We start from the raw sequence: 21,905 nt of genomic DNA, 5'->3' as shown, positions 1-21,905 counted from the left end.
CACCGTGTCCATCACAGCCGAGGAACGGTCCACTCCCACCACGGATTCCACCGCCGGATCCGGGCCCGAGTCCCGTCTGGCGGCACGTGAGCGTGCCACCCTGCGGCGCTACCTGCCGGCCCTGGCGGACTACCTCGAGGCGACCCCGCTCGCCGTCCTCGAGTCGCCGGGGCACGACGCCGTCGCCGTCTTCAAGGACGCCGGCGGGTGCGGTCTCATCGCACCCGAGTCGCTCGGCGGACTGGGCGCGAGCGCCGTCGACGCCATGGACATCCACCGCGCCATCGGTGCGCAGTCCCCGTCCCTCGCGGCCGCGGTGACGATGCACCATCTGTCCCTGGCCACGATCGTCGAGATCGCGAAGGCCGGCCCGGAGGAGGAACTCCCCCTCGTGGCCGGGCTGATCGAGCAGAAGGCCGTCATCGCCTCCGGCTTCGCCGAGGGCGTCGGTTCGACGCTCGTGCCGTCGGTGGACGCCTACTACGACGACGGCGACTACGTCATCAACGGCAGCAAGAAGCCGTGCAGCCTGTCGTCGTCCATGGATTTCCTCGCCGCCAGCGTCGCCACCCGCGAGAAGAAGGGCGGTAAGACTCGCAAAGCGGTCGCCCTCGTCCCCGCGACCATGCCGGGGGTGTCGGTGCGGCCCTTCTGGACCACGCCGATCCTCGCGGGCGCGGAGAGCGAGGAGGTGGTGCTCGAGGACGTCCGCGTTCCGGTGGCGCTCACGATGATCGGGGCACTCGACGATCCGGACGGACAGCACGAGCTGACCGGGTTCCTGTGGTTCGGCATCCTGGCGTCCGCGGGTTACATCGGAGCCGCGACGGCCCTGGTGGAGCGGCTCGTGGGCCATCCGAAGGTGAGCGACGGCGTCTACACCACGGCGGCCGCCGAACTGGAGTCCGCCATGGCGGCGCTCGAAGCGGTCGCCGCGGCCCTCGACCGCGGCGAGAAGGGCGCGGACGTCTCGGCCCGACTGCTGTTCTGCCGCATCGCTCTGCGCGGCGCCCTGCGGCGGGCGGCGGATGCCGCGGTCACGGCGCTCGGTGGCATCGCGTTCATCACCGACCCGGACGTGGCGTACCTGCAGTCGGTGGTCTCGGCGTTCGCCTTCCACCCGCCGTCGATCCGGGAGACCGAGGCCTCGCTGGCCGCGTACCACCGCGGCGAGGCGTTCTCTCTGGCCTGACCCAGCACGACCACGGACAACGAGAACAGCGGCCGCACCCGGAAACGGGTGCGGCCGCTGTCGGTTCGCTCAGGGAACTCGGATCACTTGAGGGAGATCTTCGCGCCGGCAGCCTCGAGCTTCTCCTTGGCGGCGTCGGCGGCAGCCTTGTCGACCTTCTCCAGGATCGCCTTCGGGGCGCTCTCGACGAGGTCCTTGGCTTCCTTCAGGCCCAGGCCCGAGACGACCTCGCGGACGACCTTGATGACCTGGATCTTCTTGTCGCCGGCCGAGTCGAGGACGACGTCGAACTCGTCCTGCTCCTCGGCGGCCTCGGCGCCACCGGCAGCCGGGGCACCGGCAGCGGCAACGGCGACCGGGGCAGCAGCGGTGACCTCGAAGGTCTCCTCGAATGCCTTCACGAACTCGCTGAGCTCGAGGAGGGTGAGCTCCTTGAACTGGTCGAGCAATTCTTCGGTGCTGAGCTTCGCCATGGGGGCGTCCTTCCGTGATGCCCGTCGCCGGAGGCGGCGGGAAGTTGCTGTCGCCGATCCGGGGACAGGGTGGTGGTGTGCGGGCGAACCCGCACGAGGTGGTGCGGCAGTCCTTGCGGATCAGCTAGTCGGCGGCTGCAGCTTCCGGCGCCGGGGCGCCCTCTTCTGCGGCCTTCTTCTCCTGCAGCGCAGCCGCGAGACGCGCGACCTGCGAGGCGGGAGCGTTGAACAGTCCGGCAGCCTTCGACAGGTTGCCCTTCATCGCGCCGGCCAGCTTGGCCAGCAGAACCTCACGCGACTCGAGGTCCGCGATGCGGTTGACCTCGTCCACGGACAGCGCACGGCCGTCCATGTAGCCGCCCTTGATCACGAGCGCCTTGTTGTCCTTGGCGAACTGCTTGATCGCCTTGGCGGCGTCGACGGGCTCGCCCTCGATGAACGCGATCGCCGTCGGTCCGACGAACAGATCGTCGAGACCTTCGATGCCCGCATCCGCAGCGGCCCGCTTGACCAGGGTGTTCTTGGCGACGGAGTACGTGGCCCCGGCACCGAGCGCCCGACGCAGTTCGGTCAGACGAGTGACCGACAGACCACGGTATTCCGTGACCACGGCCGCCGTCGCGCCCTTGAACTGCTCGGAGATCTCCGACACCGCGGTGACCTTCTCTGCTTTCGCCATACTTCGCCTCCTCTCTTTCGCTCTCGTGTCGATCCCTCGGGACAAGGCGAAGCCGGCCCGGAGACGAGAAACGCCCCGGACGCAGAAGCGTTCGGGGCGCACGATGGTGAGCGGGCGACCTCACGGAGGACGTCGACACGCTGCTCGGGCCACGATCCTCCTGCGTGGGCCGCCGACTCGCGAGGGGTCGGACCTTCGATCACGCCCGCAGGGGCGTGACGACCAACGGTCTTGGGTGGAACGGGTGAAGCATGTGGCTGCTTGCGCAGACCGGTCGAGTGTAGGCGCCGGCGAGCCGAGAATGCAAAACGGTTACCGAGGGCGCGGTTCGGGAACAGAGTTCACCATGGCCAACTATCGCGTACTCGACCCGACCGGTTCCGTCGTCGCCACCAAGGAGATCGACAACTCGACCGACGCCCACAGCTGGTTCAAGGAGAGCAAGGCCGACGACGCCGAGCTCGGCTGGCGCCTCGAAGTCGAGCACGACGGCGAGTGGGCCTTCTTCAGCGACAGCGAGGGCACACCCGAGGGCGGCAAGTAGACCGGCCCGCGTCATAGGCGACATCATTGACGACGACGCCGTTCGTGGCACCCACCAGCGAACGGCGTCGTCGTCCTGTCGGCAGCGACGACGTTCGCGCGTTGCGACGACGTGCGCTCCGCCCTCGAGGTTGACTCGACGATCATGACCGCCGCCGATCGCACGACCGCTGCTGCGCACCCCCTGGTGCGTCCTGGCGCTCTCGGTCGGCCACGGCGGGATCCGACCGGCGGCGAGGACGGTCGCGCCTGGGCCGAGCTGGTCGAGTCCACCCCCGAGTTCCCCGACGTGCACATCCGCCGCGCCGTGCCGATTCCGGTGAGCGACGGAACGGTGCTGCGAGCCGTGGTGATCTCCCCCGCCGACGGCGACGGACGCCCCGCGTCGTACCGATTCCCCGTCGTTCTCAACGTCACGCCGTACAACTCGCTTCTGCTCGACCTGATCGACCGGCTGTTGGAGGCCCCCGTGCTGGGCCGGACCCTCCGCACGGTCTCCGCGTCCGTCGACTTCTCCGGTACCCCGCTCGAGGGCGTCACCGAGATCACGCGCGTGATCGCGGGCGGCGCGGCCGACCTGCTGACGATCAACCGGCACCTGGTCCGCAGCGGGTACGTCCAGGTCATCGTCGACGCCCGCGGCACCGGGCAGTCCGCCGGCGTGTGGGACACCCTCGGACCGCGCGAACAGCTCGACACCCTCGACGTGCTCCGGTGGGTGCGCGCGCAGCCGTGGTGCGACGGGCACGTGGGCATGGCCGGCATCTCCTACTCCGCCATCAACTCGCTGCAGGCGGCAGGATCACCGGACGGGCCCGACGCGGTGTTCGCGGTCGAGGGATCCGAGGACATCGTCCGGGAGATCTTCGCGACCGGCGGGGCGCCGTCGGTGTTCATCCCGCTGTGGTTGGCCACGGTGAACGCGCTCAAGTGGGCCCCCACCCCGCACCTCGGCACCGGCATCCCCCGCTGGCTGGTCGACCGCCTTCGCAGCCCCGCCACGAACATCGGGAACCTCGTGCGCGGCTTCCTCACCGGCTCGGACCCGCGGATCTACGACGATCCCAGCTTCGACACCATCGACCCCACCATCGAGACCATCGACGTCCCGACGTTCCTCTACGGCTGCTGGCACGACATCTTCGGTGGCGCGGCGCCGGACATGTACAACCGGCTCACCCTCGAGCGGGGCCGCAAGCAGTTGCTCGTCGGCGACGGCTACCACGGCAATCCCGGCATCGGCTTCGGCGAACCCGGCTTCCCGCCGCGCCTCGACGTGCTCGAACGCGCCTGGTTCGACCGGTGGCTGCGCGGCATCGACAACGGCATCGACCGCTACGGACCGGTCACCCTCCGGCAGCAGGGCGGCGGGTGGGAGGCCCACGGCCGCTTCCCGGCGCCGCACGCCGTCCCCCGCCGGCTCTACCTCACCGCCGACACCTCGGGCACCGCCGGGCACGCCCGCGCCGACGGCTCCCTGACCGCCGAGCCCCCGTTCCGTTCCGCGTCGCTGCGAGTGGCGCCCGGCTGGCGCGCCACGATCTCCCGCGACACGACGCAGGTGCTCGCCGGGGTGCCCGCGGTGCTCGGCGGCGGCTTCACCTACGACAACCGGTTCGCCGAGCGTGACGCCCTCACGTTCACCACCCCGCCCTGCCGGGCCGCCGTGGTGCTCTCCGGGCCGGCCAACCTGCACGTCACCACGGTCGCGTTCGCCCGCGAGGCGTTCTGGGCGGTGATGGTGTGCGACGTCGATCCCGACGGGCGGTCGACGGTCCTCACCAACGGTGCACTCCTCGCGACCCGGCGGGCGATCGACGACGGCAAGAGCGTGCGGACCGAGTCCGGCGACTACCTCGTCGCGCACCACCCGCTCACCCGCGAATCGCTGCTACCCGTGGTTCCCGGCGAGGTCACCGTGCTCGACATCGAACTACTCTCGACCGAGGCGGTGCTGCACCCCGGACACCGCCTCCGGATCGACCTGTTCGCCGCCGACGCGCCGCGCTACGTCCCGATCCTGCCGGACCGCCTGCGTACCCGCTGGCGCGCCCAGGACGTCGTCGTCGATCCGGCGAACCCCAGTTTCGTCACGCTGCCGGTGCTCGGGGAGCCCGGCTGGTAGGAGGACACATGCACGAGGCACGCGCGGGACAGCACGACCGAGACGCACGGGAAGCCGACTCCGACGTCGAGATCCGCCGGGGCACCGCCCCCGTCGGTCGGGGCGTCGAGCTGGCCTACGAGGACATGGGCGATCTCGACGCGCCGCCGGTGCTGCTCGTCATGGGCCTCGGATGTCAGCTGCTGACGTGGTCGATGCCGTTCTGTCGCCGTCTGCTCGACGCCGGCCACCGCGTCATCCGCTTCGACAACCGCGACATCGGCCTGTCCACCAAGATGACCGGCGAGCGGGTGACGAGCAACGTGCTGCTGCGCCTCGTCCGCCACGAGCTCGGGCAGCCGAGCTCGGTGCCGTACACGATCGTCGACATGGCCGACGACACGATCGGCCTCATGGACCACCTCGGCCTGGAGCGCGCGCACATCGTGGGCGCCTCGATGGGCGGCATGATCACCCAGGTTGCCGCCGGCTCGCATCCCGAGCGCTTCGACAGCGTCACCATCATCTTCTCCAGCACCAACCAACCGTTCCTGCGTCCGCCGGACCTGCGCGCCCTCGCACCCCTGCTGAAGCCTCCGCCGAAGAACGCCACCCGCAAGCAGATCATCGAGCACCAGGCGACGACGTTCCAGACCATCGGCGGCAAGCAGTACGCCACCACGTGGGAGGAGCGGATCGCCGACGCCACCGCCGCCTACGACCGCAGCTACCACCCCGCCGGCATCGTGCGCCAGTTCGCCGCCATCACCGGCACCGGCAGCCTGCTGAAGTACACCCGCCGCATCACCGCGCCCACCGCCGTCATTCACGGCACCGCCGACCCGCTGGTCCCCCCGATGTGCGGCAAGGCCGTGGCCAAGGCGATCCCCGGGGCCCGGCTGACGCTGCTCGACGGCATGGGGCACGACATCCCCAACGAGCTGCTCGACGAGGTCATCGGCGCCATCACCGACGTGATCGCGCGGGCCTGACGGCTCCGGCACCTGCCTCGCTGCACACAGGTCGCGATGAACGCCGGGATCCCGCGGATCGGGGCGACCTGTGTGCGGTGGCGCAGGTCCGAGCCGACACACACGCTCCCCGAACACGACGAAGGCCGGCACCCGCAGGGGGTGCCGGCCTTCGTGGTGTCTACGCGGATCAGACCGTCGCGTCGTCCTCGAGGAGGTTGCGGGTCCGGTTCGGGTCCACCGGGATGCCCGGTCCGGTGGTGGTCGAGACCGTGACCTTCTTGACGTAGCGGCCCTTGGCCGACGACGGCTTCGCACGCAGGATCTCGTCGAGCGCCGCGCCGTAGTTCTCCACCAGCTTGGCGTCGTCGAACGACGCCTTGCCGATGACGAAGTGCAGGTTGGCCTGCTTGTCGACGCGGAAGTTGATCTTGCCGCCCTTGATGTCGTTCACGGCCTTGGTCACGTCGGTGGTGACGGTGCCCGTCTTCGGGTTCGGCATCAGGCCACGCGGTCCGAGGACACGGGCGATGCGGCCGACCTTGGCCATCTGATCGGGGGTGGCGATCGCGGCGTCGAACTCGAGCCATCCGCCCTGGATGCGCTCGATCAGGTCCTCGGCACCGACCTCGTCGGCACCGGCTGCGGCTGCCTCGTCGGCCTTCGCGCCGGCGGCGAACACGATGACGCGGGCGGTCTTACCGGTGCCGTGCGGCAGGTTGACCGTGCCGCGGACCATCTGGTCCGCCTTGCGGGGGTCGACGCCGAGCCGCACGGCGACCTCGACGGTGGCGTCGAACGTGCTCGACGCGGTCTCCTTGGCCAGCTTCGCCGCGGCGAGCGGCGAGTAGAGCTGGTCGGAGTCGATCTTCGCTGCTGCGGCCTCGTAGGCCTTGCTGCGCTTTGCCATGGTGAATCCGTTCGTTCGTTCGGAGTGTGGTGCGAGCCTGGCCGGCTCTCCCACGACGTGCTGTCGATCCGGGGGGGTTATCCCTCGACCGTGATACCCATCGAGCGAGCAGTGCCGGCGATGATCTTCGCGGCCTGATCGATGTCGTTGGCGTTCAGGTCTTCCTGCTTCGTCTTGGCGATCTCGCGCACCTGATCCATGGTCACCTTGGCGACCTTGGTCTTGTGCGGCTCGCCCGAACCCTTGGCGACGCCGGCTGCCTTGAGCAGCAGCTTGGCGGCGGGCGGGGTCTTCAGCTTGAAGTCGAAGGTCCGGTCCTCGTAGACCGAGATCTCCACCGGCACGACGTTGCCACGCTGCGACTCGGTCGCCGCGTTGTACGCCTTGCAGAACTCCATGATGTTGACGCCGTGCTGACCGAGGGCAGGGCCCACGGGCGGCGCCGGGTTGGCCTGGCCGGCCTGGATCTGAAGCTTGATGATCCCGGCCAGCTTCTTCTTCTTGGGGGGCATCTGTAATTCCTAGTTGTTGCGTGGTTCTCGGATGTCTTGCGGTACTGCCTGCAAGTAGTGGGGAGGGGGCGAACTAGATCTTCGCGACCTGCGTGAAGCCGAGCTCCACGGGCGTCTCGCGACCGAAGATCGACACCAGCACCTTGAGCTTCTGCTGCTCGGCGTTGACCTCGCTGATGGAGGCGGGCAGCGTCGCGAACGGGCCGTCCATGACGGTGACCGACTCGCCGACCTCGAAGTCGACCTCGATGACCGGCTTGGTCGCGGTCTCGCCGGTGGTGTCGCCACCCGCAGCCGGAGTCGCGGACGCCTTCTTCTTGTCCTCCTGCGGCATGAGGAACTTCACGACCTCGTTGATCGTGAGCGGCGACGGACGCGACGTCGCACCCACGAAGCCGGTGACGCCGGGCGTGTTGCGGACGGCGCCCCACGACTCGTCGTTGAGCTCCATGCGCACCAGGATGTAGCCGGGAAGCACCTTGCGATTGACCTGCTTGCGCTGGCCGTTCTTGATCTCGGTGACCTCCTCGGTGGGCACTTCCACCTGGAAGATGTAGTCGCCGACGTCGAGGTTCTGGACGCGGGTCTCGAGGTTGGCCTTCACCTTGTTCTCGTAGCCCGCGTAGGAGTGGATCACGTACCAGTCACCGGGGGCGCGGCGCAGCGCGGCCTTGAACTCGGCGACCGGGTCGACCGGCTCGGCGTCGATGTCGGCGGCGGGAGCCTCGTCACCCGCGGTCTCGTCGACAGCGGTCTCGTCGGCGTCGCTGTCGTCCTCGCCGGTGGCGGCGGCCACGTCGGCCGCGATGGCCTCGTCGGTCGCGCGGTCCTGCGCGGCCTGCTCCGCTTCGAGGCCCTGCTCGGTGGCCTCGACCTGAGCGTCGTAGGCGGCCACGTCGGTGGCGTCGTTGTGGGGCGTGCTCACGAAAGGCACTCGCTTCCTGTATTCGTTCTGTCGTGTCGGGGTGCGGCGGGGATCGGCGTCAGCCGAACAGCCACTGGACCCCTCGGATGAACGCCAGGTCCAGCCCACTGATGTAGGCCACCATGAACGTCACGAACACCAACACCACGGCGGTGTAGGTGACCATCTGCTTGCGGTTCGGCCAGATGACCTTGCGCAGCTCGGCGACGACCTCGCGGAGGAACCTCCGCAGTCGCGCGAAGATGTTCTGCTTCGGCGCCGCCTCCGCCCGCTGACGGCCGGGAACCTGCGACGCGGTGGCGACGGACTTGCCCGCCGTCGTCTTGCCCGAGCCGGCCGTTCCGTCGGCCGAGTCGGTGTCCCGCGAGCGACGCGCGGCGCGCTTGCCGGTGGGCCGCGCCGAAGACGACGAGGCCGACGCAGCCGAGGATGCCGACGGAGCCGAGGATCCCGCGGCGGCAGCGTCCGCGTCGCCGCCGGGCAGGTCGGTCGACCCGTCGGTGGCGGCGTCGTCGCGCGGCTCGCGCTGATCGCTCACGTGGTTCCTCTCGGTCGCGTCTGGTTCCGCCGCGCCCGCTCGGGCGACGACGGCGGCCGACCCGCCGCATCGAGAACCTCCGCAGGGGAGGACTCGGGGAAGACCGGCCGGTCGTGGCAGGGGCGACAGGACTTGAACCTGCAACCTACGGTTTTGGAGACCGTTGCTCTACCAATTGAGCTACGCCCCTTCGATCGCCCGAGGCGATCGCAGCCGGAGACGGACAGCGCACAGCGCCGCACGACCCCGAAGCACGAGTGTACTGCACCGTGAGACGGGGAACGAAATCGTCCCTAGCCGAGACGGACGGTGGCCGTGGCCCGCCCGAAGATCTTCTTGCCCTCGAACTTCGCCGTGATGGCGACGACGGCCGTGCGGGTCTCCGCGTCCACGGACTTGATCCGTCCGGTGAAGTCGACCTTGGCCGGCTCGGTCTCCTTCACGAGGACCGGCGAGGTGAAGCGCACGTTGTACTCGGTGATGGCACCCGGGTCACCGGACCAATCGGTGACGAATCCCGCTCCGAGGCCCATGGTCAGCATGCCGTGCGCGACCACCTCGGGCAGGCCGGCGAGCGATCGCGCCACCGGGTCGGACCAGTGGATGGGGTTCGGGTCGCCGGACACGCCGGAGTAGTTGACCAGGTCGCCGCGCGTGAGCTCGTAGGTCCGCTCCGGAAGATCGTCGCCGACCGCGACGTCCTCGAACGTGCGCAGTCCGACCCGCGGCGTCGCGGCGTCGATCGGTCCGGTCGCATCGCTACTCACTGCGCATCACACCCTTCGCCATGGCCAGCGCCTCGGTGTCGGCACCGCCGCCGGTCTTCGCGACCAGCGTCGTGACCGTCGTCATGACGTCCCGATCGTCGGCGTCGGTCACGATGTTCTTGGTCACGATGATGTCGCTTCCGCCCATCTGGCGGAACGACTCCAGGTACACGTCGACCGTCAGCCGGTCACCGGCCACGATCGGACGGTGGAACTCGAGACGCTGGTCGGCCTGCATGATCTGGGAGAGGTCGTACCCGGTGATGACCTCGTCGAACATGGCCTTCTGCGCGATGATGCCGATCACCGAGATGAAGGTGGCGGGCGCGACGAGGTGGTCGTACCCCAGCGTTGCCGCGGCGTCCTCGGAGAGGTGCGCGGGATGCAGGTTCTGCACGGCGCGGGAGTACTCGCGCACCTTCTCGCGGCCGATCTCGTAGTGATCGGGCATGCGGTAGTGGTGCCCCACCATCGACGCGGTGTGGGCCGCCGGATCGACGACGGCAGGCGATGCCGCAGTGGTCTCGGTCATGTCGAAGTTCCCCCCAGATGGACGAGTGGCTCCACGCACGACAGCGCTGCCCCTACCCCGGAAGGCAAGGACAGCGCCGGCAGACGAAGATCAGCGAGATTCGCGGTGCGCCCGGTGGGTTCCGCAGTTGGGGCAGAACTTCTTGATCTCGAGGCGATCGGGATCGTTGCGCCGGTTCTTCTTGGTGATGTAGTTCCGGTGCTTGCACACCTCGCACGCCAAGGTGATCTTGGGCCGAACGTCGGTGGAGGAGGCCACGTCGATGCCTGCTTTCGGGTAGAGCGCGATACGGGCGCTGCGTCGGTCACGGATCGGACCTCGCTGCGCAGCGGCCGCGAAGTCCTTCGAGTCGAGTAGCGATGGCCGGACTTGAACCGGCGACACAACGATTATGAGTCGTTTGCTCTACCGACTGAGCTACACCGCCTCGGTGCCGGACGCCGGCCGGCGCACGGTCCCGCGAGCCCCCTAACGGAATCGAACCGTTGACCTTTTCCTTACCATGGAAACGCTCTGCCGACTGAGCTAAGGGGGCAGGTCCGGCGCACGCTCACGCATGCGTCGAAGCCTCGACAGACAGTACACAAGGCCCGATCGACTCGCCAAATCGGCAGGTCGGGGCCGGTCCGGGCACCTGACCGGGCACTGGACCCGGCACATGACCGGCACAGACGACTCGACCCCGACGAGCGATGCTCGCCGGGGTCGGGCCGGTGTGGCAGATGTAGGATTCGAACCTACGTAGGCATAAGCCGACGGATTTACAGTCCGCTCCCATTGGCCGCTCGGGCAATCTGCCGGGTGCGATCCGAGGGACGGTGACCCGCTCTCGGTGCGACGACGAGACTACAACGACGGCACCCCCGAATGCCAAACCGCCTGCCCACCCGGCGGTCGGATACGGTCGATCACACCGATCAGCGCGTGGAAGAGGGAGAGCACTCATGGCCGATTCGTCGTTCGACGTCGTCAGCAAGGTCGACCGCCAGGAGGTCGACAACGCGCTGAACCAGGCGGGCAAGGAACTGTCGACGCGCTACGACTTCCGCGGGACCGGCGCCTCCATCGAGTGGTCCGGCGAAGAGGCGATCGTGCTCACCGCCGAGGCCGAGGAGCGCGTGAAGGCCGCGCTCGAGGTGTTCAAGGAGAAGCTGATCCGCCGCGACATCTCCCTCAAGGCGTTCGACGCCGGCGAGCCCGTGCAGTCCGGCAAGACCTACAAGATCACCGGCACCCTCGTGCAGGGCATCTCCACGGAGAACGCCAAGAAGATCTCCAAGAAAATTCGCGACGAGGGCCCCAAGGGCGTCAAGGCGCAGGTGCAGGGCGAGGAACTGCGGGTGTCGAGCAAGAAGCGCGACGACCTGCAGGCCGTCATCTCCCTGCTCAAGGGCGAGGACTTCGGCATCGCCCTGCAGTTCGTCAACTACCGGTAGTCACCAGATCACCGGTAGGGCCCGGCCATTCTCTCGAGCCGCGCGATCCGCTCCTCCATCGGCGGGTGCGTCGAGAAGAGCTTCCCCGCCCGGTCCCCCATGCGGAACGGGTTGGCGATCATCAGGTGCGACTGGGCGGTGAGCTTCGGCTCCGGCGGGAGCGGCGCCTGCTGCGTGCCGTACTGCAGCTTGCGCAGAGCCGACGCCAGCGCCAGCGGGTCACCGGTCAGTTCCGCGCCGGATTGATCGGCCTGGTACTCCCGTGACCGGGAGACGGCCAGCTTGACCAGCGACGCGGCGATCGGGCCGAGCATCGACACCAGCAGCAACGCCAGGGGGTTCGCACCCTGGCCGTTGCCGCGTCCGCCGAAGGCGTTGGCGAAGAACGCGAAGTTGGCCAGGCCGGACACGACGGCCGCCATGGCCCCCGCGACGGAAGAGATGAGGATGTCGCGGTTGTAGACGTGGCTCAGCTCGTGCCCGAGCACGGCCCGGAGTTCGCGCTGGTCGAGCAGGCCGAGGATGCCGCTGGTGACGCAGACCGCCGCGTTGCGGGGGTTCCGACCCGTCGCGAACGCGTTGGGGGCGTTGGTGGGGCTGATGTAGAGCCGCGGCATCGGCTGGTGCGCGGCCGTGGCGAGTTCCCGGACCATCGCGTAGATCTGCGGGTACTCGACCTCGGTGATCGGCTGGGCGTGCATCGAGCGCAGCGCCAGCTTGTCGCTGTTGAAGTAGGCGTAGCCGTTCATGCCGACGGCGAGGAGTACCGCGACGATCAGCACGGTCGAGTTCTGAAACAGCGACCCGACGAACACGATGAGCGCCGACATGCCGACCATCAGGCCGAACGTCTTCATACCGTTCGCGAACTTCATCTCGAGTCGCCCACCTTTCGCCGGTTGTCACGACGACAACGAGCGGAGGGACTCGCCGGGTTCCCGGGCCGCCCCGCGCGCGGCGGGGGCTATCCGGTCCGAGCGACGGTGTATTCGACGAGGTGGCGCAGCGCGTCGTTGGCCGGCCCGGCGGGCAGGGCGTCGAGCTCGGCGTAGGCACGACCGGTGTACTCGGCGAGGGTCTCGCGAGCGCGAGTCATGCCGGTCGACGACGCCAGCAGTTCGAGCGCCTCGGTGACCTCGGCGTCGTCGGTGACCGGGCCCCGCAGCAGGTGGCGCAGCCGGTCGCCGGTCGGGCCCTCCTCACGCAGCGCGTAGAGCACCGGCAGGGTGTGGACGCCCTCGCGCAGGTCGGTGCCGGGCGTCTTGCCCGACTCCGCCGACGCGGAGGAGATGTCGATGATGTCGTCGGCGATCTGGAACGCGGTACCCACGGCGTCGCCGAGGCGTTCGAGCCGCTGGACGTGCTCGCCGTCCCCGCCGGAGAACGTGCCGCCGAAACGCCCGCTGGTGGCGATGAGCGAGCCGGTCTTCTCCCACACCGTGCGGAGGTAGTGCTCGACGGGATCCTGGTCGGCGCGGCGCCCGATCGTCTCGCGCATCTGCCCGGTGACCAGCGCGGCGAACGTCTCCGCGATCACGCGCACGGCCTGCGGGCCGAGGGTCGAGACCAGGCGTGAAGCGTGCGCGAAGAGGTAGTCGCCCGCGAGGATCGCGACGCTGTTGCCCCAGCGCGCGTTGGCACTGTCGACCCCGCGGCGCATGCCGGCCTCGTCCATGACGTCGTCGTGGTAGAGCGTCGCGAGATGGACCATCTCGAGCACCGTGGCCGCCGTCACGATGTCCGGACTCGACGGATCGGGACCGAGCTGCCCGGTCAGCACCGTGAACAGCGGGCGGAACCGCTTGCCGCCGGCCTTCGCCAGATGCAGCGCGGCCTCGGTGAGAAAGTCCTCGCCGTCGGACAGCTCCTCGACCAGCAGGTTCTCCACCGCAGCCATCGCCTCGCGCACCGTCGTCGCGAAGTCGGCGTCCCCCAGATCGACGCCCGCGACCACGGTGGTCTCCGCCGTACTCGCACCCGTGTCGGTCACCGTGCCCGCACCCATTCCCGTCGCCGAAGTCCAGTCCCGACCGCCGCCGACGCGGCGCCGTCCACCCCCAACCTAGCGGGTCTGGAAGATGGAACCATGACCGAGCAACCCGCCGAGCCTGTGACGTCCGCGATGACGACCCCCGACGAGCTGTCCGCGGACGTTCTGGTGGTGGGTGCGGGACCGGCCGGCAGCGCCGCCGCGGCGTGGGCCGCGCGGGCAGGACGCGACGTCGTGCTGGCCGACGCCGCGCGCTTCCCGCGGGACAAGACCTGCGGCGACGGCCTGACACCCCGCGCCGTGGCCGAGCTCGACCGACTCGGCCTCGGGGAGTGGGTGCGGGGCCGGGCACGCAACGTCGGCCTGCGACTCACGGGCTTCGGGCAGGAGCACGAACTGCGGTGGCCGGGCGGGTCCCTGCCGGACGTCGGCAGCGCCGTCCCCCGCACCGAACTCGACGACCGCATTCGCCGCGTGGCGACGGACGACGGCGCCCGGATGATCGAGGGCGCCAAGGCGGTCGGTGTCGAGCGTGCGGGTGACCGGGTGGCGGCGGTGACGTTCCGCACCCACGACGGCGACCTGCGGATCGCGTGTCGCACCCTCGTCGTCGCCGACGGCGTGCGCTCGCCCCTGGGCAAGCTGCTCGGCCGGGAGTGGCACCGGGACACGGCGTTCGGGGTGGCCGCGCGGGCCTACGTGGCCAGCGACCGGAGCGACGACGAGTGGATCACCTCGCACCTGGAACTGCGCGACGCCGACGGCGTGCTGCAGGCCGGGTACGGCTGGGTGTTCCCGCTGGGGACCGGCGAGATCAACCTGGGCGTGGGCACGCTGGCGACGGACCGTCGACCGGCCGGCGGCGCGTTGCGTCCGCTGCTGAATTTGTATGCCGCGCAACGCGAATCGGAGTGGGGGCTGTCCGGCGGTCCGCAGCGGGTGCAGTCGGCCCTGCTGCCGATGGGCGGTGCGGTCTCGACCGTCGCGGGACCGAACTGGGCGCTGATCGGCGACGCCGCCGCGTGCGTGAACCCGCTCAACGGCGAGGGCATCGACTACGGACTCGAGGGTGGGCGCCTCGTCGCCGAGCTGCTCGGCGAAGCGGACCTCACCGACGTCTGGCCCAGCGTGCTGCGGGAGCACTACGGGCGCAGCTTCTCCGTCGCCCGTCGACTGGCCGGCCTGCTGACGCTGCCCCGGTTCCTGCCCGCGACGGGACCGATCGGAATGCGGTCGTCGGCGATCATGACCGTCGCCGTCCGGGTGATGGGCAACCTCGTCACCGAGGAGGACCACGACGTGGTGGCCCGCGCCTGGCGCGCCGCGGGGTCGGCGTCGCGGCGTCTCGACGCCCGGGCGCCGTTCAGCTGATCGGCTCCCCCGTCGGGGAGCCGGTGACCAGGGCTCAGGGGGCTGTTGCTCGGTGCAGCGTCACGATCCCGCCGGTCAGATTGCGCCACGTGACGTCGGTCCACCCCGCTCGTTCGAGCCGACGGGCCAGTTCGGCCTGGTCCGGCCAAGCGCGGATGGACTCCGCGAGGTAGACGTAGGCGTCGGGGTTGCTGCTCACCGCGCGGGCGACCGCCGGGAGCGCCTTCATGAGGTACTCCATGTACAGCGTCCGGAACGCCGGGAACACGGGCGTCGAGAACTCGCACACCACCAGCCGTCCGCCCGGGCGGACGACGCGGCGGAGCTCGCGCAGCCCGGCCTCGTGGTCGGCGACGTTGCGCAGTCCGAACGAGATGGTGGCGGCGTCGAAGGCGTCGTCGGCGAACGGCAGTGCCATCGCGTCACCGGCCACCATGGGCAGCTTGCGCGACGACCCGGCGGCAAGCATGCCCTTCGAGAAGTCCGCGGCCACGCACCACGCGCCGGAGCGGCCGAGCTCGACCGTCGAGACGCCCGTGCCGGCCGCGAGATCCAGCACGGTCTCCCCCGGCCGCAGGTCCAGAGCCGCGCGGGTGGCGCGGCGCCACCCGCGGTCCTGCCCGAAGGACAGGACGGTGTTGGTGACGTCGTACCTCTTCGCGACCCCGTCGAACATGGACGCGACGTCCTGCGGTTTCTTGTCCAGTTGCGCTCTGGAGCCGTGTGCAGCCACGGCGTCGACACTACCGACCGCGCAGGCCTACGCCGCCCGCGCGCGACGCGTGCCTAGGCCGCCCGCGCGCGACGCGTGCCTAGGCCGCCCGCGCGCGGCGCGTGCCGATGCCGCCGACGACGTCCTCGTAGTGCTCGAACAATCGCGCGCACAGCGCCGGCCAGGTGCGGTGCAGCACCGAGGTCCGCGCGGAGGCGGCGAACCGGGCGCGAGTGGTCGGATCGGCGAGCGCGCGAGCGGCGCTGGGCAGCAGTTCCGCGTAGCGGTCGACGGGAAGCAGGTAGCCGTTGCGGCAATGACTGACCAGGTCGCGCGGCCCGCCGGCGTCGGGACCGATCACGGGGACCCCGCTGGCGAGCGCCTCCTGCACGGTCTGACAGAACGTCTCGTGCTCACCGGGGTGGGCGAAGACGTCGAACGACGCGTAGGCGGCGGCGAGGTCCTGTCCGCCGAGTTGGCCGAGGAAGACGGCCGTCGGCATGAGCGCCTCGAGCCGCGCCCGCTCGGGACCGTCGCCGACGACGACGACCGTGACGTCGTCCTGCGCGGCCAGTCCGGCGAGCCGCTCGACGTGCTTCTCCGGGGCGAGGCGACCGACGAAGCCGACGATCTGCGACCCGTCACCGCCGGTCCAGGCGCGGCGGAGGTCGACGCGACGGGCCGAGGGCGCGAACCGCAGGGTGTCGACGCCGCGACCCCACCGGTGCACGCGCGGAATCCCGTGCGCCTCGAGGGCGTCCATCGCCGACGTCGACGGGGCGAGCGTGCGGTCGCTCGCCTTGTGGATGCGTCGCGTCCACGCCCAGCAGGCCCGCGAGGTCAGACCCAGTCCGTAGCTCTCGGCGAAGCCGGCCACGTCGGTCTGATAGACGGCCACCGTGGGGATCTCCAACCGTCGCGCCGCGGCGACGCCGCCCGCCCCGAGGGAGAACGGCGACGCCAGGTGGACGACGTCGGGAGCGAAGGTGCGCAGGGTGGTGAGCAACGTCGGCGTCGGCACGCCCACGGGCAGCGAACTGACCTTGGGGACCATGACCGACGGCACGCGGACGACGGGCACACCGTCGTGCTCGGTGGCCGCGGGGGCGACCCCGGCGGGGGTGTCCGGGGCGACGACGAGCGCGTCGTGGCCGGCGGCGTCGGCGTGTTCGAGGACGCGCAGGATCGAGTTGGTGACACCGTTGACGTGGGGCAGGAACGATTCGGCGATCACGGCAATGCGCACGATCCCGACGGTCCCGCGCCGGGACGACGGGTCGGCAGAGCGACCGTGACGTGACGGCGAACGGCAGACGAATCCTGCCCGGACCTCGTCGCCGCTACTGCGCGCGTCGCCGCAGGACCAGGATCAGCGGACCTGCGATGGCCCAGGTGACCACAACGACCGACAACGCCGGGATCACCGCCACGGACGCGTCCCGGCCCGCCACCCGCACCAGGTCCGGTTCGGACCGCGCGTACTCCACGTCGATGCGCTGCCCCGCCACCAGGTTGGTCGGGTAGAGGACGCCGAGCCGGGGATTGTGCATCTCGCCGTCCGGGGTGACGAAGCTGACGGCAGACCGCAACCGACCCGCCGAGAGCACTTCCGCCGTCGCGACGCCCTCGTCGGAGGAGATGGTGTGGTCGTTGCGCCAGGCCGCGAGCACCAGCAGCACGGCCAGCACCGAGATCGCGGCGGCGAGGACCGTCAGAACGGTGACCGCGAGGGGGCGTCGCCTGCGGGGTGCCGCCGTGCCCGGCGTTCCCCCCGTCTCCGTCGTCTCGCTCGTCACGGGCGCCAGCGTAGTGGCACCTCACGACGGGCTCGGACGGACAGGTCGGTCCGCCCCGATCGGGTCGAACGGGCCGGTACCCGCCGAGTACCCTCCGACGCATGGGGCGGAAATTCGAGTTCACCGAAGACTTCGACGTGACACTGGAGCAGGCGCACGCCGCGCTCACCGACGACGGTCTGTGGGAGAAGCGGAAGCAGGATGCGGGCGATCGGGCCGAGGTGTCCGTCACCCGACGCGGCGACGGCGGCATCGAGGTGACCATGAGCGAGAACGTGGGCGCTCAGGTCCTCCCGGGCGTGGTGCAGAAGGTGGTGCGCGGCGGTCTGACCATCACGCGCAAGGACACCTGGGGCCCGCTGGAGAACGACCGCGCGGGCGGCACCCTCGAGGGCGGCTCGACCGGTCTGCCGTCGAAGGTCGCCGGCGTCTTCGTCCTGGCCCCGCACGGCGCGGGCACCCGCCTCACCCTGAACGGCACCGCCGAGGTGAAGGTGCCGCTGGTGGGCGGCAAGATCGAGGGCCTGATCGTGGACATGATCGGCAAGCTCGTGCACACCGAGTCCAAGCAGGCCCGCGAGTACCTGGCCCAGCAGAGCTAGCCGATCGCGCTCCGGATGTGGGCGTGCAGGTCGCGCAATCCGGAGCGATCGGTGGTCACCTCGAACACCCGCATGCCGTCCGCGTGCCCGGTGAGGGCCTTGGCCAGCTCGTCGGTGTCCACCCGGCGGTGCGGAACGCGGTAGGCCGCGCAGAGGGCCGCGAGGTCCATGCCGTGCGGCGTGCCGAACACGCGCTCGAACACCCCCGCGTACTGCGGATCACCCTGCTCGAGCAGTTCGAAGATGCCGCCGCCGTCGTCGTTGGCCACCACGATCGTCAGGTCGCGCGGGCGCGGTTCGCCCGGGCCGATGAGCATGCCCGACGCGTCGTGCAGGAACGTGAGATCGCCCATCAGAGCGATGGTGCGGCCCTCGTGGGCCAGCGCGGCGCCGACCGCCGTGGAGACGGTGCCGTCGATGCCGGCGACGCCGCGGTTGGAGATCACCCGCACGTCGTCGGCGGGGTAGCCCACCAGGGCCATGTCACGGACCGGATTCGACGCCCCGAGCAGCAGCAGGTCGCCCGGTCGTCGGGCCGAGGAGACGGTTCCCGCCACGTGGAGGCCGGTGACGGCGACGGCGTGGTCCAGCGTGGTCCGCACGGCCTCGTCGGCCGCCGCGGAGGCGTCGGCGCAACGGCGCAGCCAGGCCTCCGACGGCCCGCCGGTGACGACGGCGCGAGTACCCGTCGCGACGACGTTGCCGGAGACGTCGGGCCAGCGCGGACCGGTGGTGAGCGCGACGACGTCGACGTCCGGGTTCGCGAGAAGCGCGGACACCGGCCGGTGCAGCGTGGGCCGGCCGGTGATGACCGCCTGGCGCGGCGCGAGCGCCGGCAAGGCGAGCGGGTTGACGGCCGGGCCGTGCAGCGGCGCGGTGGGTTCGGCGACGGTCGGCAGGTGCGCCAGCTCGGGCCGGTACGCGGCGCCGTGGCCGGAGATCACCACGGTGTCCGGCGTGAGGTCGAGGTCGACGGGAACGTCCAGGGTGGCGTACTGCGTGGTGGTCCACGCGGCCCCGTCGGGGCGACCCGCCGGCGCCGGAGTGGTGTCGGAGAGATCGGGCACCAGGGGTTCGCGCAGCGGGATGTCGAAGTGCACGGGGCCGGCGTTGCCGGAGCGGGTGCCCCGCGCCGCCGCGAGCACCCGACACACGGCCGAGCGCCACTGGCTGTTGCGGTCCCCCTCCTCGGCCAGGCCGAGGCTGATGGTCGCCCGCACCTGCACGTCGAACAGGCCGAGTTGCTCGATGGTCTGGTTGGCGCCGGTGCCGAGCATCTCGTAGGGCCGGTTGGCGCTGAGCACGACCAGCGGGACGCGGGCGTAGTTCGCCTCGAGCACCGCGGGCCCGAGGTTGGCGACGGCGGTGCCCGACGTCATCACCACCGGTACCGGGCGTCCCGCGGAGATCGCGAGTCCGATGGCCAGGAACCCGGCGGTGCGCTCGTCGATCCGCAGGTGCAGTCGCACCCGCCCGGCGCGGTCGGCGGCTTCCAGTGCGAACGCCAGCGGCGCGTTGCGGGACCCGGGGCACAGGACGACGTCACGGACGCCGCCGCGGATCAACTCGTCGACGACGACGGTGGCCTGGGCAGTGGACGGGTTCACCGATCCAGGGTGACACATGACGGCAGGCCCACCGCCGGGAGAGCAGCGGTGCACACCACCGGGAGCGCAGCGGTGCACCGCCGCGCGAGTGGCACGATCGAGACCGTGCGCCGAACCTTCACCCCGCAGTCCGTGGACGAGACCACCTACTACAAGCTGCTGACCTCGACCGTCGTTCCTCGCCCGATCGCCTGGGTGTCGACGATCTCGGCGGACGGTGTGCCGAACCTCGCTCCGTACAGCTTCTTCACCGTGGCCAGTTCCGTTCCGCCGGTGGTGCAGTTCACCTCCATCGGCCGCAAGGACAGCCTCCGCAACATCGAGGCAACGGGCGAGTTCGTGATCAACCTCGCGACGGAGGCGTTGTTCGAGGAGGTCAACGCGACGTCGGCGAACTACGAGTCCTCGATCAGCGAGTTCTCCGCCGTGGGGCTCGCGGAGGAACCAAGCGAGACGGTGCGCCCGCCGCGGGTCGCGCAGTCGCCGGTCTCCATCGAGGCGACGCTGAACCGGGTGGTCGAGGTGGGCAACGCCTTCGTCGTGATGGGCGACGTCACCATGATCACGGTGCGGGAAGGCCACCTCGCCGACGACGGGCTGCCCGCGTTCGATGCGCTCGCTCCGCTGAGTCGACTGGGCCGCAACGAGTGGGGACTGCCGCCGGCGGTGCGGACCATCGATCGGCCGACGTCGCCGCGATGAGGTTCTCCCCGGCCGCCGCCGGGAGGTGGGTCGCACTCACCCTCGTCACGATTCTGCTGACCATCCTCGCCGAGCGCGTGGGTGTGCCGTCGGCCGCGCTGTTCGTCGGTCTCGCCGTGGCGACGGTGTTCGCCCTGGCAAAGGTCGGCCCCGCGAAGGTCCCGAGCCGGGCGAGCCAGGCCGCGCAGGCAGTGCTGGGGGTCGAGATCGGCACGCTGCTCGATCGGGACACCCTCGCTTCGCTGGGAACGGACTGGATTCCCGTGGTGCTCGTCTCGCTCGGCACCCTGCTGCTGTCCATCGGCGCCGGCGCGGCGCTCGGCCTGCACCGCGACCTGTCGGCGACGACGGGCGCGTTGGCTCTCGTCGCGGGTGGGGCGTCCGGCATGGTGGCCATCGCGCGTGACCTGGGCGGCGACGAACGGGTGGTCGCCGTCGTGCAGTACCTGCGAGTGCTGCTGGTGACGGCGTCGCTGCCGTTCGTCGCCACGGTGGTGTTCCACGCCGACACCGGCCGCGGCGTCGGTCCCGCGGACTCGGGGGCGCCGCTGTGGGTGGACGCCGTCTTCATCCTCGGGTGCCTGGCCGTCGGCGTGCCGCTGGCCCGGCTGATCCGCCTGCCCGCACCGGCGCTGCTCGGCCCGCTGATCGTGGCCACCGTGGCCGATCTGGCGGGCTGGACCGGCGGCGCGGAGGTGCCGACCCTGCTGCTCGCCGCCGTCTACGTCGTGATCGGCTGGCAGGCGGGCCTGCGCTTCACCGTCGAGTCGTTCCGCTCGATCGGTCGCATCCTGCCGTGGGCCACGCTGTTGATCGTCGCCATCGCCGTCGGGTGCGCGCTGCTCGGCCTGATCCTGGTGGCGACAACGTCCGTCACCCCGTACGAGGCGTACCTCGCCACCACCCCCGGCGGCATCTACGCCGTGCTCGCCCTCGCCGCCGCCAGCGACGTGAACGTGACGTTCGTCGTCGCCGCCCAGGTACTGCGGGTATTCCTGATGCTGCTCATCGTGCCGCTGTTCACGCGGCGGCGGCAGCGCGGCGACTGACGGGATCAGGCCCGGCCGGGGCGCGTCAGGCGTACTTCTGCACCAGCTCTCCCACGCGCGGAAGCGCCTCGGTGACGTGCTTCTTCGCCGACGGACGCAGGGACGAGTACGCCTTCTCGATCGTCTTCTTGCTGGTGCCCTCGATGCGCTCGTCGGTGACCGACAGCAGCGCGTCGGACACGGCGTCGCCGCGGCCGACGAGGTGGTCGCCGAACCGTCCGGCCGATCCGGCGGCGGTGTACTCCTGCCAGAACGGGTCCAGCTTCTCGACGAAGCTCGGCCACAGCTTGGCGACGGCGTCGTCGATCACGCCGGGGCTGACCTTCTTCACCGCGCCGTACCCGCCCTTGACGGCGAGGCCGGACGCACCCTTCTTGCCGGACACCTCGGCGTCGATCAGCGCGGCGACGTCGGCACGGACGGCGGGAGCGACGGACTCGTCGAGCAGGGTGGTCTGCAGGGAAGCCACGAGGAACCTTTCGGGTCGAGCGGGA

Annotated in this window: 25 protein-coding genes and 4 tRNA genes; 9 read left to right on the top strand and 20 right to left on the bottom strand. The window is 70.5% G+C overall.

What is annotated here, in order from left to right:
- Window positions 1–4: 4 nt before the first annotated feature.
- Window positions 5–1,192, top strand: coding sequence for an acyl-CoA dehydrogenase family protein (locus A3Q40_RS01610; protein WP_235606392.1), 1,188 nt, complete (start codon window positions 5–7; stop codon window positions 1,190–1,192).
- An 83-nt stretch (window positions 1,193–1,275) separates the two neighbouring features.
- Here the strand turns inward: A3Q40_RS01610 and rplL are convergent, their stop codons facing one another.
- Window positions 1,276–1,665: a 50S ribosomal protein L7/L12 gene (gene rplL / locus A3Q40_RS01605; RefSeq protein ID WP_068099504.1), complete on the bottom strand. Its 390-nt coding sequence runs from the start codon at window positions 1,663–1,665 to the stop codon at window positions 1,276–1,278.
- Between the two features lie 124 nt (window positions 1,666–1,789).
- Entirely contained in the window at window positions 1,790–2,344 is a 555-nt protein-coding gene (rplJ, locus tag A3Q40_RS01600) for a 50S ribosomal protein L10 (RefSeq protein ID WP_068099503.1), read from the bottom strand.
- A 346-nt stretch (window positions 2,345–2,690) separates the two neighbouring features.
- Here rplJ and A3Q40_RS01595 point away from each other — a divergent pair, with 346 nt between their 5' ends.
- The 3 genes from A3Q40_RS01595 to A3Q40_RS01585 all read left to right on the top strand — a co-directional run bounded on the left by A3Q40_RS01595 (window position 2,691) and on the right by A3Q40_RS01585 (window position 5,983).
- A complete protein-coding gene (locus A3Q40_RS01595) occupies window positions 2,691–2,888 on the top strand; it encodes a hypothetical protein (protein WP_068099502.1) in 198 nt (65 codons plus the stop codon).
- 144 nt (window positions 2,889–3,032) lie between these two features.
- Window positions 3,033–5,012 carry a CocE/NonD family hydrolase gene (locus A3Q40_RS01590; RefSeq protein WP_068104870.1) on the top strand — a complete coding sequence of 660 codons (1,980 nt, stop codon included), beginning with the start codon at window positions 3,033–3,035 and terminating at the stop codon, window positions 5,010–5,012.
- An 8-nt stretch (window positions 5,013–5,020) separates the two neighbouring features.
- Complete coding sequence (locus A3Q40_RS01585; RefSeq protein WP_068099501.1) at window positions 5,021–5,983, top strand: alpha/beta fold hydrolase; 963 nt, start codon at window positions 5,021–5,023, stop codon at window positions 5,981–5,983.
- Window positions 5,984–6,152: 169 nt separating this feature from the next.
- Here the strand turns inward: A3Q40_RS01585 and rplA are convergent, their stop codons facing one another.
- The 11 genes from rplA to A3Q40_RS01530 all read right to left on the bottom strand — a co-directional run bounded on the left by rplA (window position 6,153) and on the right by A3Q40_RS01530 (window position 10,945).
- Window positions 6,153–6,872: a 50S ribosomal protein L1 gene (gene rplA / locus A3Q40_RS01580; protein WP_068099500.1), complete on the bottom strand. Its 720-nt coding sequence runs from the start codon at window positions 6,870–6,872 to the stop codon at window positions 6,153–6,155.
- Between the two features lie 77 nt (window positions 6,873–6,949).
- Window positions 6,950–7,384: a 50S ribosomal protein L11 gene (gene rplK, locus A3Q40_RS01575; protein ID WP_068099499.1), complete on the bottom strand. Its 435-nt coding sequence runs from the start codon at window positions 7,382–7,384 to the stop codon at window positions 6,950–6,952.
- A 73-nt stretch (window positions 7,385–7,457) separates the two neighbouring features.
- Window positions 7,458–8,309 (bottom strand): transcription termination/antitermination protein NusG, encoded by an 852-nt coding sequence (nusG, locus tag A3Q40_RS01570; RefSeq protein ID WP_068099498.1) that lies wholly within the window; start codon window positions 8,307–8,309, stop codon window positions 7,458–7,460.
- 58 nt (window positions 8,310–8,367) lie between these two features.
- Window positions 8,368–8,847, bottom strand: coding sequence for a preprotein translocase subunit SecE (secE, locus tag A3Q40_RS01565; protein ID WP_068099497.1), 480 nt, complete (start codon window positions 8,845–8,847; stop codon window positions 8,368–8,370).
- A gap of 114 nt (window positions 8,848–8,961) precedes the next feature.
- A tRNA-Trp gene (locus A3Q40_RS01560) sits at window positions 8,962–9,037 on the bottom strand.
- 103 nt (window positions 9,038–9,140) lie between these two features.
- A complete protein-coding gene (gene hadB, locus A3Q40_RS01555; RefSeq protein ID WP_235606391.1) occupies window positions 9,141–9,614 on the bottom strand; it encodes a (3R)-hydroxyacyl-ACP dehydratase subunit HadB in 474 nt (157 codons plus the stop codon).
- Window positions 9,607–10,146 carry a (3R)-hydroxyacyl-ACP dehydratase subunit HadA gene (hadA, locus tag A3Q40_RS01550; protein WP_068099496.1) on the bottom strand — a complete coding sequence of 180 codons (540 nt, stop codon included), beginning with the start codon at window positions 10,144–10,146 and terminating at the stop codon, window positions 9,607–9,609. The genes hadB and hadA overlap by 8 nt, the downstream gene beginning before the upstream one ends.
- Window positions 10,147–10,236: 90 nt before the next feature.
- Complete coding sequence (gene rpmG / locus A3Q40_RS01545; protein ID WP_027504552.1) at window positions 10,237–10,404, bottom strand: 50S ribosomal protein L33; 168 nt, start codon at window positions 10,402–10,404, stop codon at window positions 10,237–10,239.
- A gap of 96 nt (window positions 10,405–10,500) precedes the next feature.
- Window positions 10,501–10,573 (bottom strand) — tRNA-Met (locus A3Q40_RS01540).
- 35 nt (window positions 10,574–10,608) lie between these two features.
- Window positions 10,609–10,681: transfer RNA gene (locus A3Q40_RS01535), tRNA-Thr, on the bottom strand.
- Between the two features lie 181 nt (window positions 10,682–10,862).
- Window positions 10,863–10,945: transfer RNA gene (locus A3Q40_RS01530), tRNA-Tyr, on the bottom strand.
- 145 nt (window positions 10,946–11,090) lie between these two features.
- On the opposite strand from A3Q40_RS01530, the gene A3Q40_RS01525 reads away from it, so the two are divergent.
- Window positions 11,091–11,582, top strand: a complete 492-nt coding sequence (locus A3Q40_RS01525) for a YajQ family cyclic di-GMP-binding protein (protein ID WP_068099495.1) — start codon at window positions 11,091–11,093, stop codon at window positions 11,580–11,582.
- An 8-nt stretch (window positions 11,583–11,590) separates the two neighbouring features.
- On the opposite strand, the gene htpX is transcribed toward A3Q40_RS01525, so the two are convergent.
- Together htpX and A3Q40_RS01515 are read right to left on the bottom strand one after the other, a co-directional pair.
- Window positions 11,591–12,457: a zinc metalloprotease HtpX gene (gene htpX, locus A3Q40_RS01520; RefSeq protein WP_068099494.1), complete on the bottom strand. Its 867-nt coding sequence runs from the start codon at window positions 12,455–12,457 to the stop codon at window positions 11,591–11,593.
- An 89-nt stretch (window positions 12,458–12,546) separates the two neighbouring features.
- On the bottom strand, window positions 12,547–13,587 hold the full coding sequence (locus A3Q40_RS01515) for a polyprenyl synthetase family protein (protein WP_068099493.1): 1,041 nt from the start codon (window positions 13,585–13,587) through the stop codon (window positions 12,547–12,549).
- 117 nt (window positions 13,588–13,704) lie between these two features.
- Between A3Q40_RS01515 and A3Q40_RS01510 the strand changes: the two genes are divergently transcribed.
- Window positions 13,705–14,943 (top strand): geranylgeranyl reductase family protein, encoded by a 1,239-nt coding sequence (locus A3Q40_RS01510; RefSeq protein ID WP_068104862.1) that lies wholly within the window; start codon window positions 13,705–13,707, stop codon window positions 14,941–14,943.
- A 34-nt stretch (window positions 14,944–14,977) separates the two neighbouring features.
- Here the strand turns inward: A3Q40_RS01510 and A3Q40_RS01505 are convergent, their stop codons facing one another.
- The 3 genes from A3Q40_RS01505 to A3Q40_RS01495 all read right to left on the bottom strand — a co-directional run bounded on the left by A3Q40_RS01505 (window position 14,978) and on the right by A3Q40_RS01495 (window position 17,370).
- Window positions 14,978–15,619 (bottom strand): demethylmenaquinone methyltransferase, encoded by a 642-nt coding sequence (locus A3Q40_RS01505; RefSeq protein ID WP_068104860.1) that lies wholly within the window; start codon window positions 15,617–15,619, stop codon window positions 14,978–14,980.
- Between the two features lie 136 nt (window positions 15,620–15,755).
- Window positions 15,756–16,901 carry a glycosyltransferase family 4 protein gene (locus tag A3Q40_RS01500; RefSeq protein ID WP_068099492.1) on the bottom strand — a complete coding sequence of 382 codons (1,146 nt, stop codon included), beginning with the start codon at window positions 16,899–16,901 and terminating at the stop codon, window positions 15,756–15,758.
- A 94-nt stretch (window positions 16,902–16,995) separates the two neighbouring features.
- On the bottom strand, window positions 16,996–17,370 hold the full coding sequence (locus A3Q40_RS01495; protein WP_068104859.1) for a DUF3592 domain-containing protein: 375 nt from the start codon (window positions 17,368–17,370) through the stop codon (window positions 16,996–16,998).
- 182 nt (window positions 17,371–17,552) lie between these two features.
- Between A3Q40_RS01495 and A3Q40_RS01490 the strand changes: the two genes are divergently transcribed.
- A complete protein-coding gene (locus A3Q40_RS01490) occupies window positions 17,553–18,053 on the top strand; it encodes a DUF2505 domain-containing protein (protein WP_068099491.1) in 501 nt (166 codons plus the stop codon).
- Here the strand turns inward: A3Q40_RS01490 and menD are convergent.
- Window positions 18,050–19,660: a 2-succinyl-5-enolpyruvyl-6-hydroxy-3-cyclohexene-1-carboxylic-acid synthase gene (gene menD / locus A3Q40_RS01485; RefSeq protein ID WP_068099490.1), complete on the bottom strand. Its 1,611-nt coding sequence runs from the start codon at window positions 19,658–19,660 to the stop codon at window positions 18,050–18,052. The two genes, A3Q40_RS01490 and menD, sit on opposite strands and share 4 nt — an antisense overlap.
- Window positions 19,661–19,765: 105 nt before the next feature.
- Between menD and A3Q40_RS01480 the strand changes: the two genes are divergently transcribed.
- The gene (locus tag A3Q40_RS01480) at window positions 19,766–20,362 is read left to right on the top strand and encodes a flavin reductase family protein (RefSeq protein WP_068104857.1); all 597 of its coding nucleotides are present in this window, start codon (window positions 19,766–19,768) and stop codon (window positions 20,360–20,362) included.
- Window positions 20,359–21,411 (top strand): AbrB family transcriptional regulator, encoded by a 1,053-nt coding sequence (locus A3Q40_RS01475; protein ID WP_068104855.1) that lies wholly within the window; start codon window positions 20,359–20,361, stop codon window positions 21,409–21,411. The genes A3Q40_RS01480 and A3Q40_RS01475 overlap by 4 nt, the downstream gene beginning before the upstream one ends.
- A 25-nt stretch (window positions 21,412–21,436) precedes the next feature.
- Here the strand turns inward: A3Q40_RS01475 and A3Q40_RS01470 are convergent, their stop codons facing one another.
- Window positions 21,437–21,880 carry a DUF6918 family protein gene (locus tag A3Q40_RS01470; protein WP_068099489.1) on the bottom strand — a complete coding sequence of 148 codons (444 nt, stop codon included), beginning with the start codon at window positions 21,878–21,880 and terminating at the stop codon, window positions 21,437–21,439.
- Between the last annotated feature and the right edge of the window lie 25 nt (window positions 21,881–21,905).

The sequence above is a fragment of the Rhodococcus sp. PBTS 1 genome, assembly GCF_001620025.1.
In the GTDB taxonomy this organism is placed as follows: domain Bacteria; phylum Actinomycetota; class Actinomycetes; order Mycobacteriales; family Mycobacteriaceae; genus Rhodococcoides; species Rhodococcoides kroppenstedtii.
This window is presented reverse-complemented; position numbering and strand designations above follow the sequence as displayed.

What these genes read in the sequence shown, in the direction of transcription:
- rplL (WP_068099504.1), bottom strand. Translation starts at nt 1,665, where the DNA reads ATGGCGAAGCTCAGCACCGAAGAATTGCTCGACCAGTTCAAGGAGCTC.
- rplJ (WP_068099503.1), bottom strand. Translation starts at nt 2,344, where the DNA reads ATGGCGAAAGCAGAGAAGGTCACCGCGGTGTCGGAGATCTCCGAGCAG.
- A3Q40_RS01595 (WP_068099502.1), top strand. Translation starts at nt 2,691, where the DNA reads ATGGCCAACTATCGCGTACTCGACCCGACCGGTTCCGTCGTCGCCACC.
- A3Q40_RS01590 (WP_068104870.1), top strand. Translation starts at nt 3,033, where the DNA reads ATGACCGCCGCCGATCGCACGACCGCTGCTGCGCACCCCCTGGTGCGT.
- A3Q40_RS01585 (WP_068099501.1), top strand. Translation starts at nt 5,021, where the DNA reads ATGCACGAGGCACGCGCGGGACAGCACGACCGAGACGCACGGGAAGCC.
- rplA (WP_068099500.1), bottom strand. Translation starts at nt 6,872, where the DNA reads ATGGCAAAGCGCAGCAAGGCCTACGAGGCCGCAGCAGCGAAGATCGAC.
- rplK (WP_068099499.1), bottom strand. Translation starts at nt 7,384, where the DNA reads ATGCCCCCCAAGAAGAAGAAGCTGGCCGGGATCATCAAGCTTCAGATC.
- hadA (WP_068099496.1), bottom strand. Translation starts at nt 10,146, where the DNA reads ATGACCGAGACCACTGCGGCATCGCCTGCCGTCGTCGATCCGGCGGCC.
- A3Q40_RS01525 (WP_068099495.1), top strand. Translation starts at nt 11,091, where the DNA reads ATGGCCGATTCGTCGTTCGACGTCGTCAGCAAGGTCGACCGCCAGGAG.
- htpX (WP_068099494.1), bottom strand. Translation starts at nt 12,457, where the DNA reads ATGAAGTTCGCGAACGGTATGAAGACGTTCGGCCTGATGGTCGGCATG.
- A3Q40_RS01515 (WP_068099493.1), bottom strand. Translation starts at nt 13,587, where the DNA reads ATGGGTGCGGGCACGGTGACCGACACGGGTGCGAGTACGGCGGAGACC.
- A3Q40_RS01510 (WP_068104862.1), top strand. Translation starts at nt 13,705, where the DNA reads ATGACGACCCCCGACGAGCTGTCCGCGGACGTTCTGGTGGTGGGTGCG.
- A3Q40_RS01505 (WP_068104860.1), bottom strand. Translation starts at nt 15,619, where the DNA reads ATGTTCGACGGGGTCGCGAAGAGGTACGACGTCACCAACACCGTCCTG.
- A3Q40_RS01490 (WP_068099491.1), top strand. Translation starts at nt 17,553, where the DNA reads ATGGGGCGGAAATTCGAGTTCACCGAAGACTTCGACGTGACACTGGAG.
- A3Q40_RS01475 (WP_068104855.1), top strand. Translation starts at nt 20,359, where the DNA reads ATGAGGTTCTCCCCGGCCGCCGCCGGGAGGTGGGTCGCACTCACCCTC.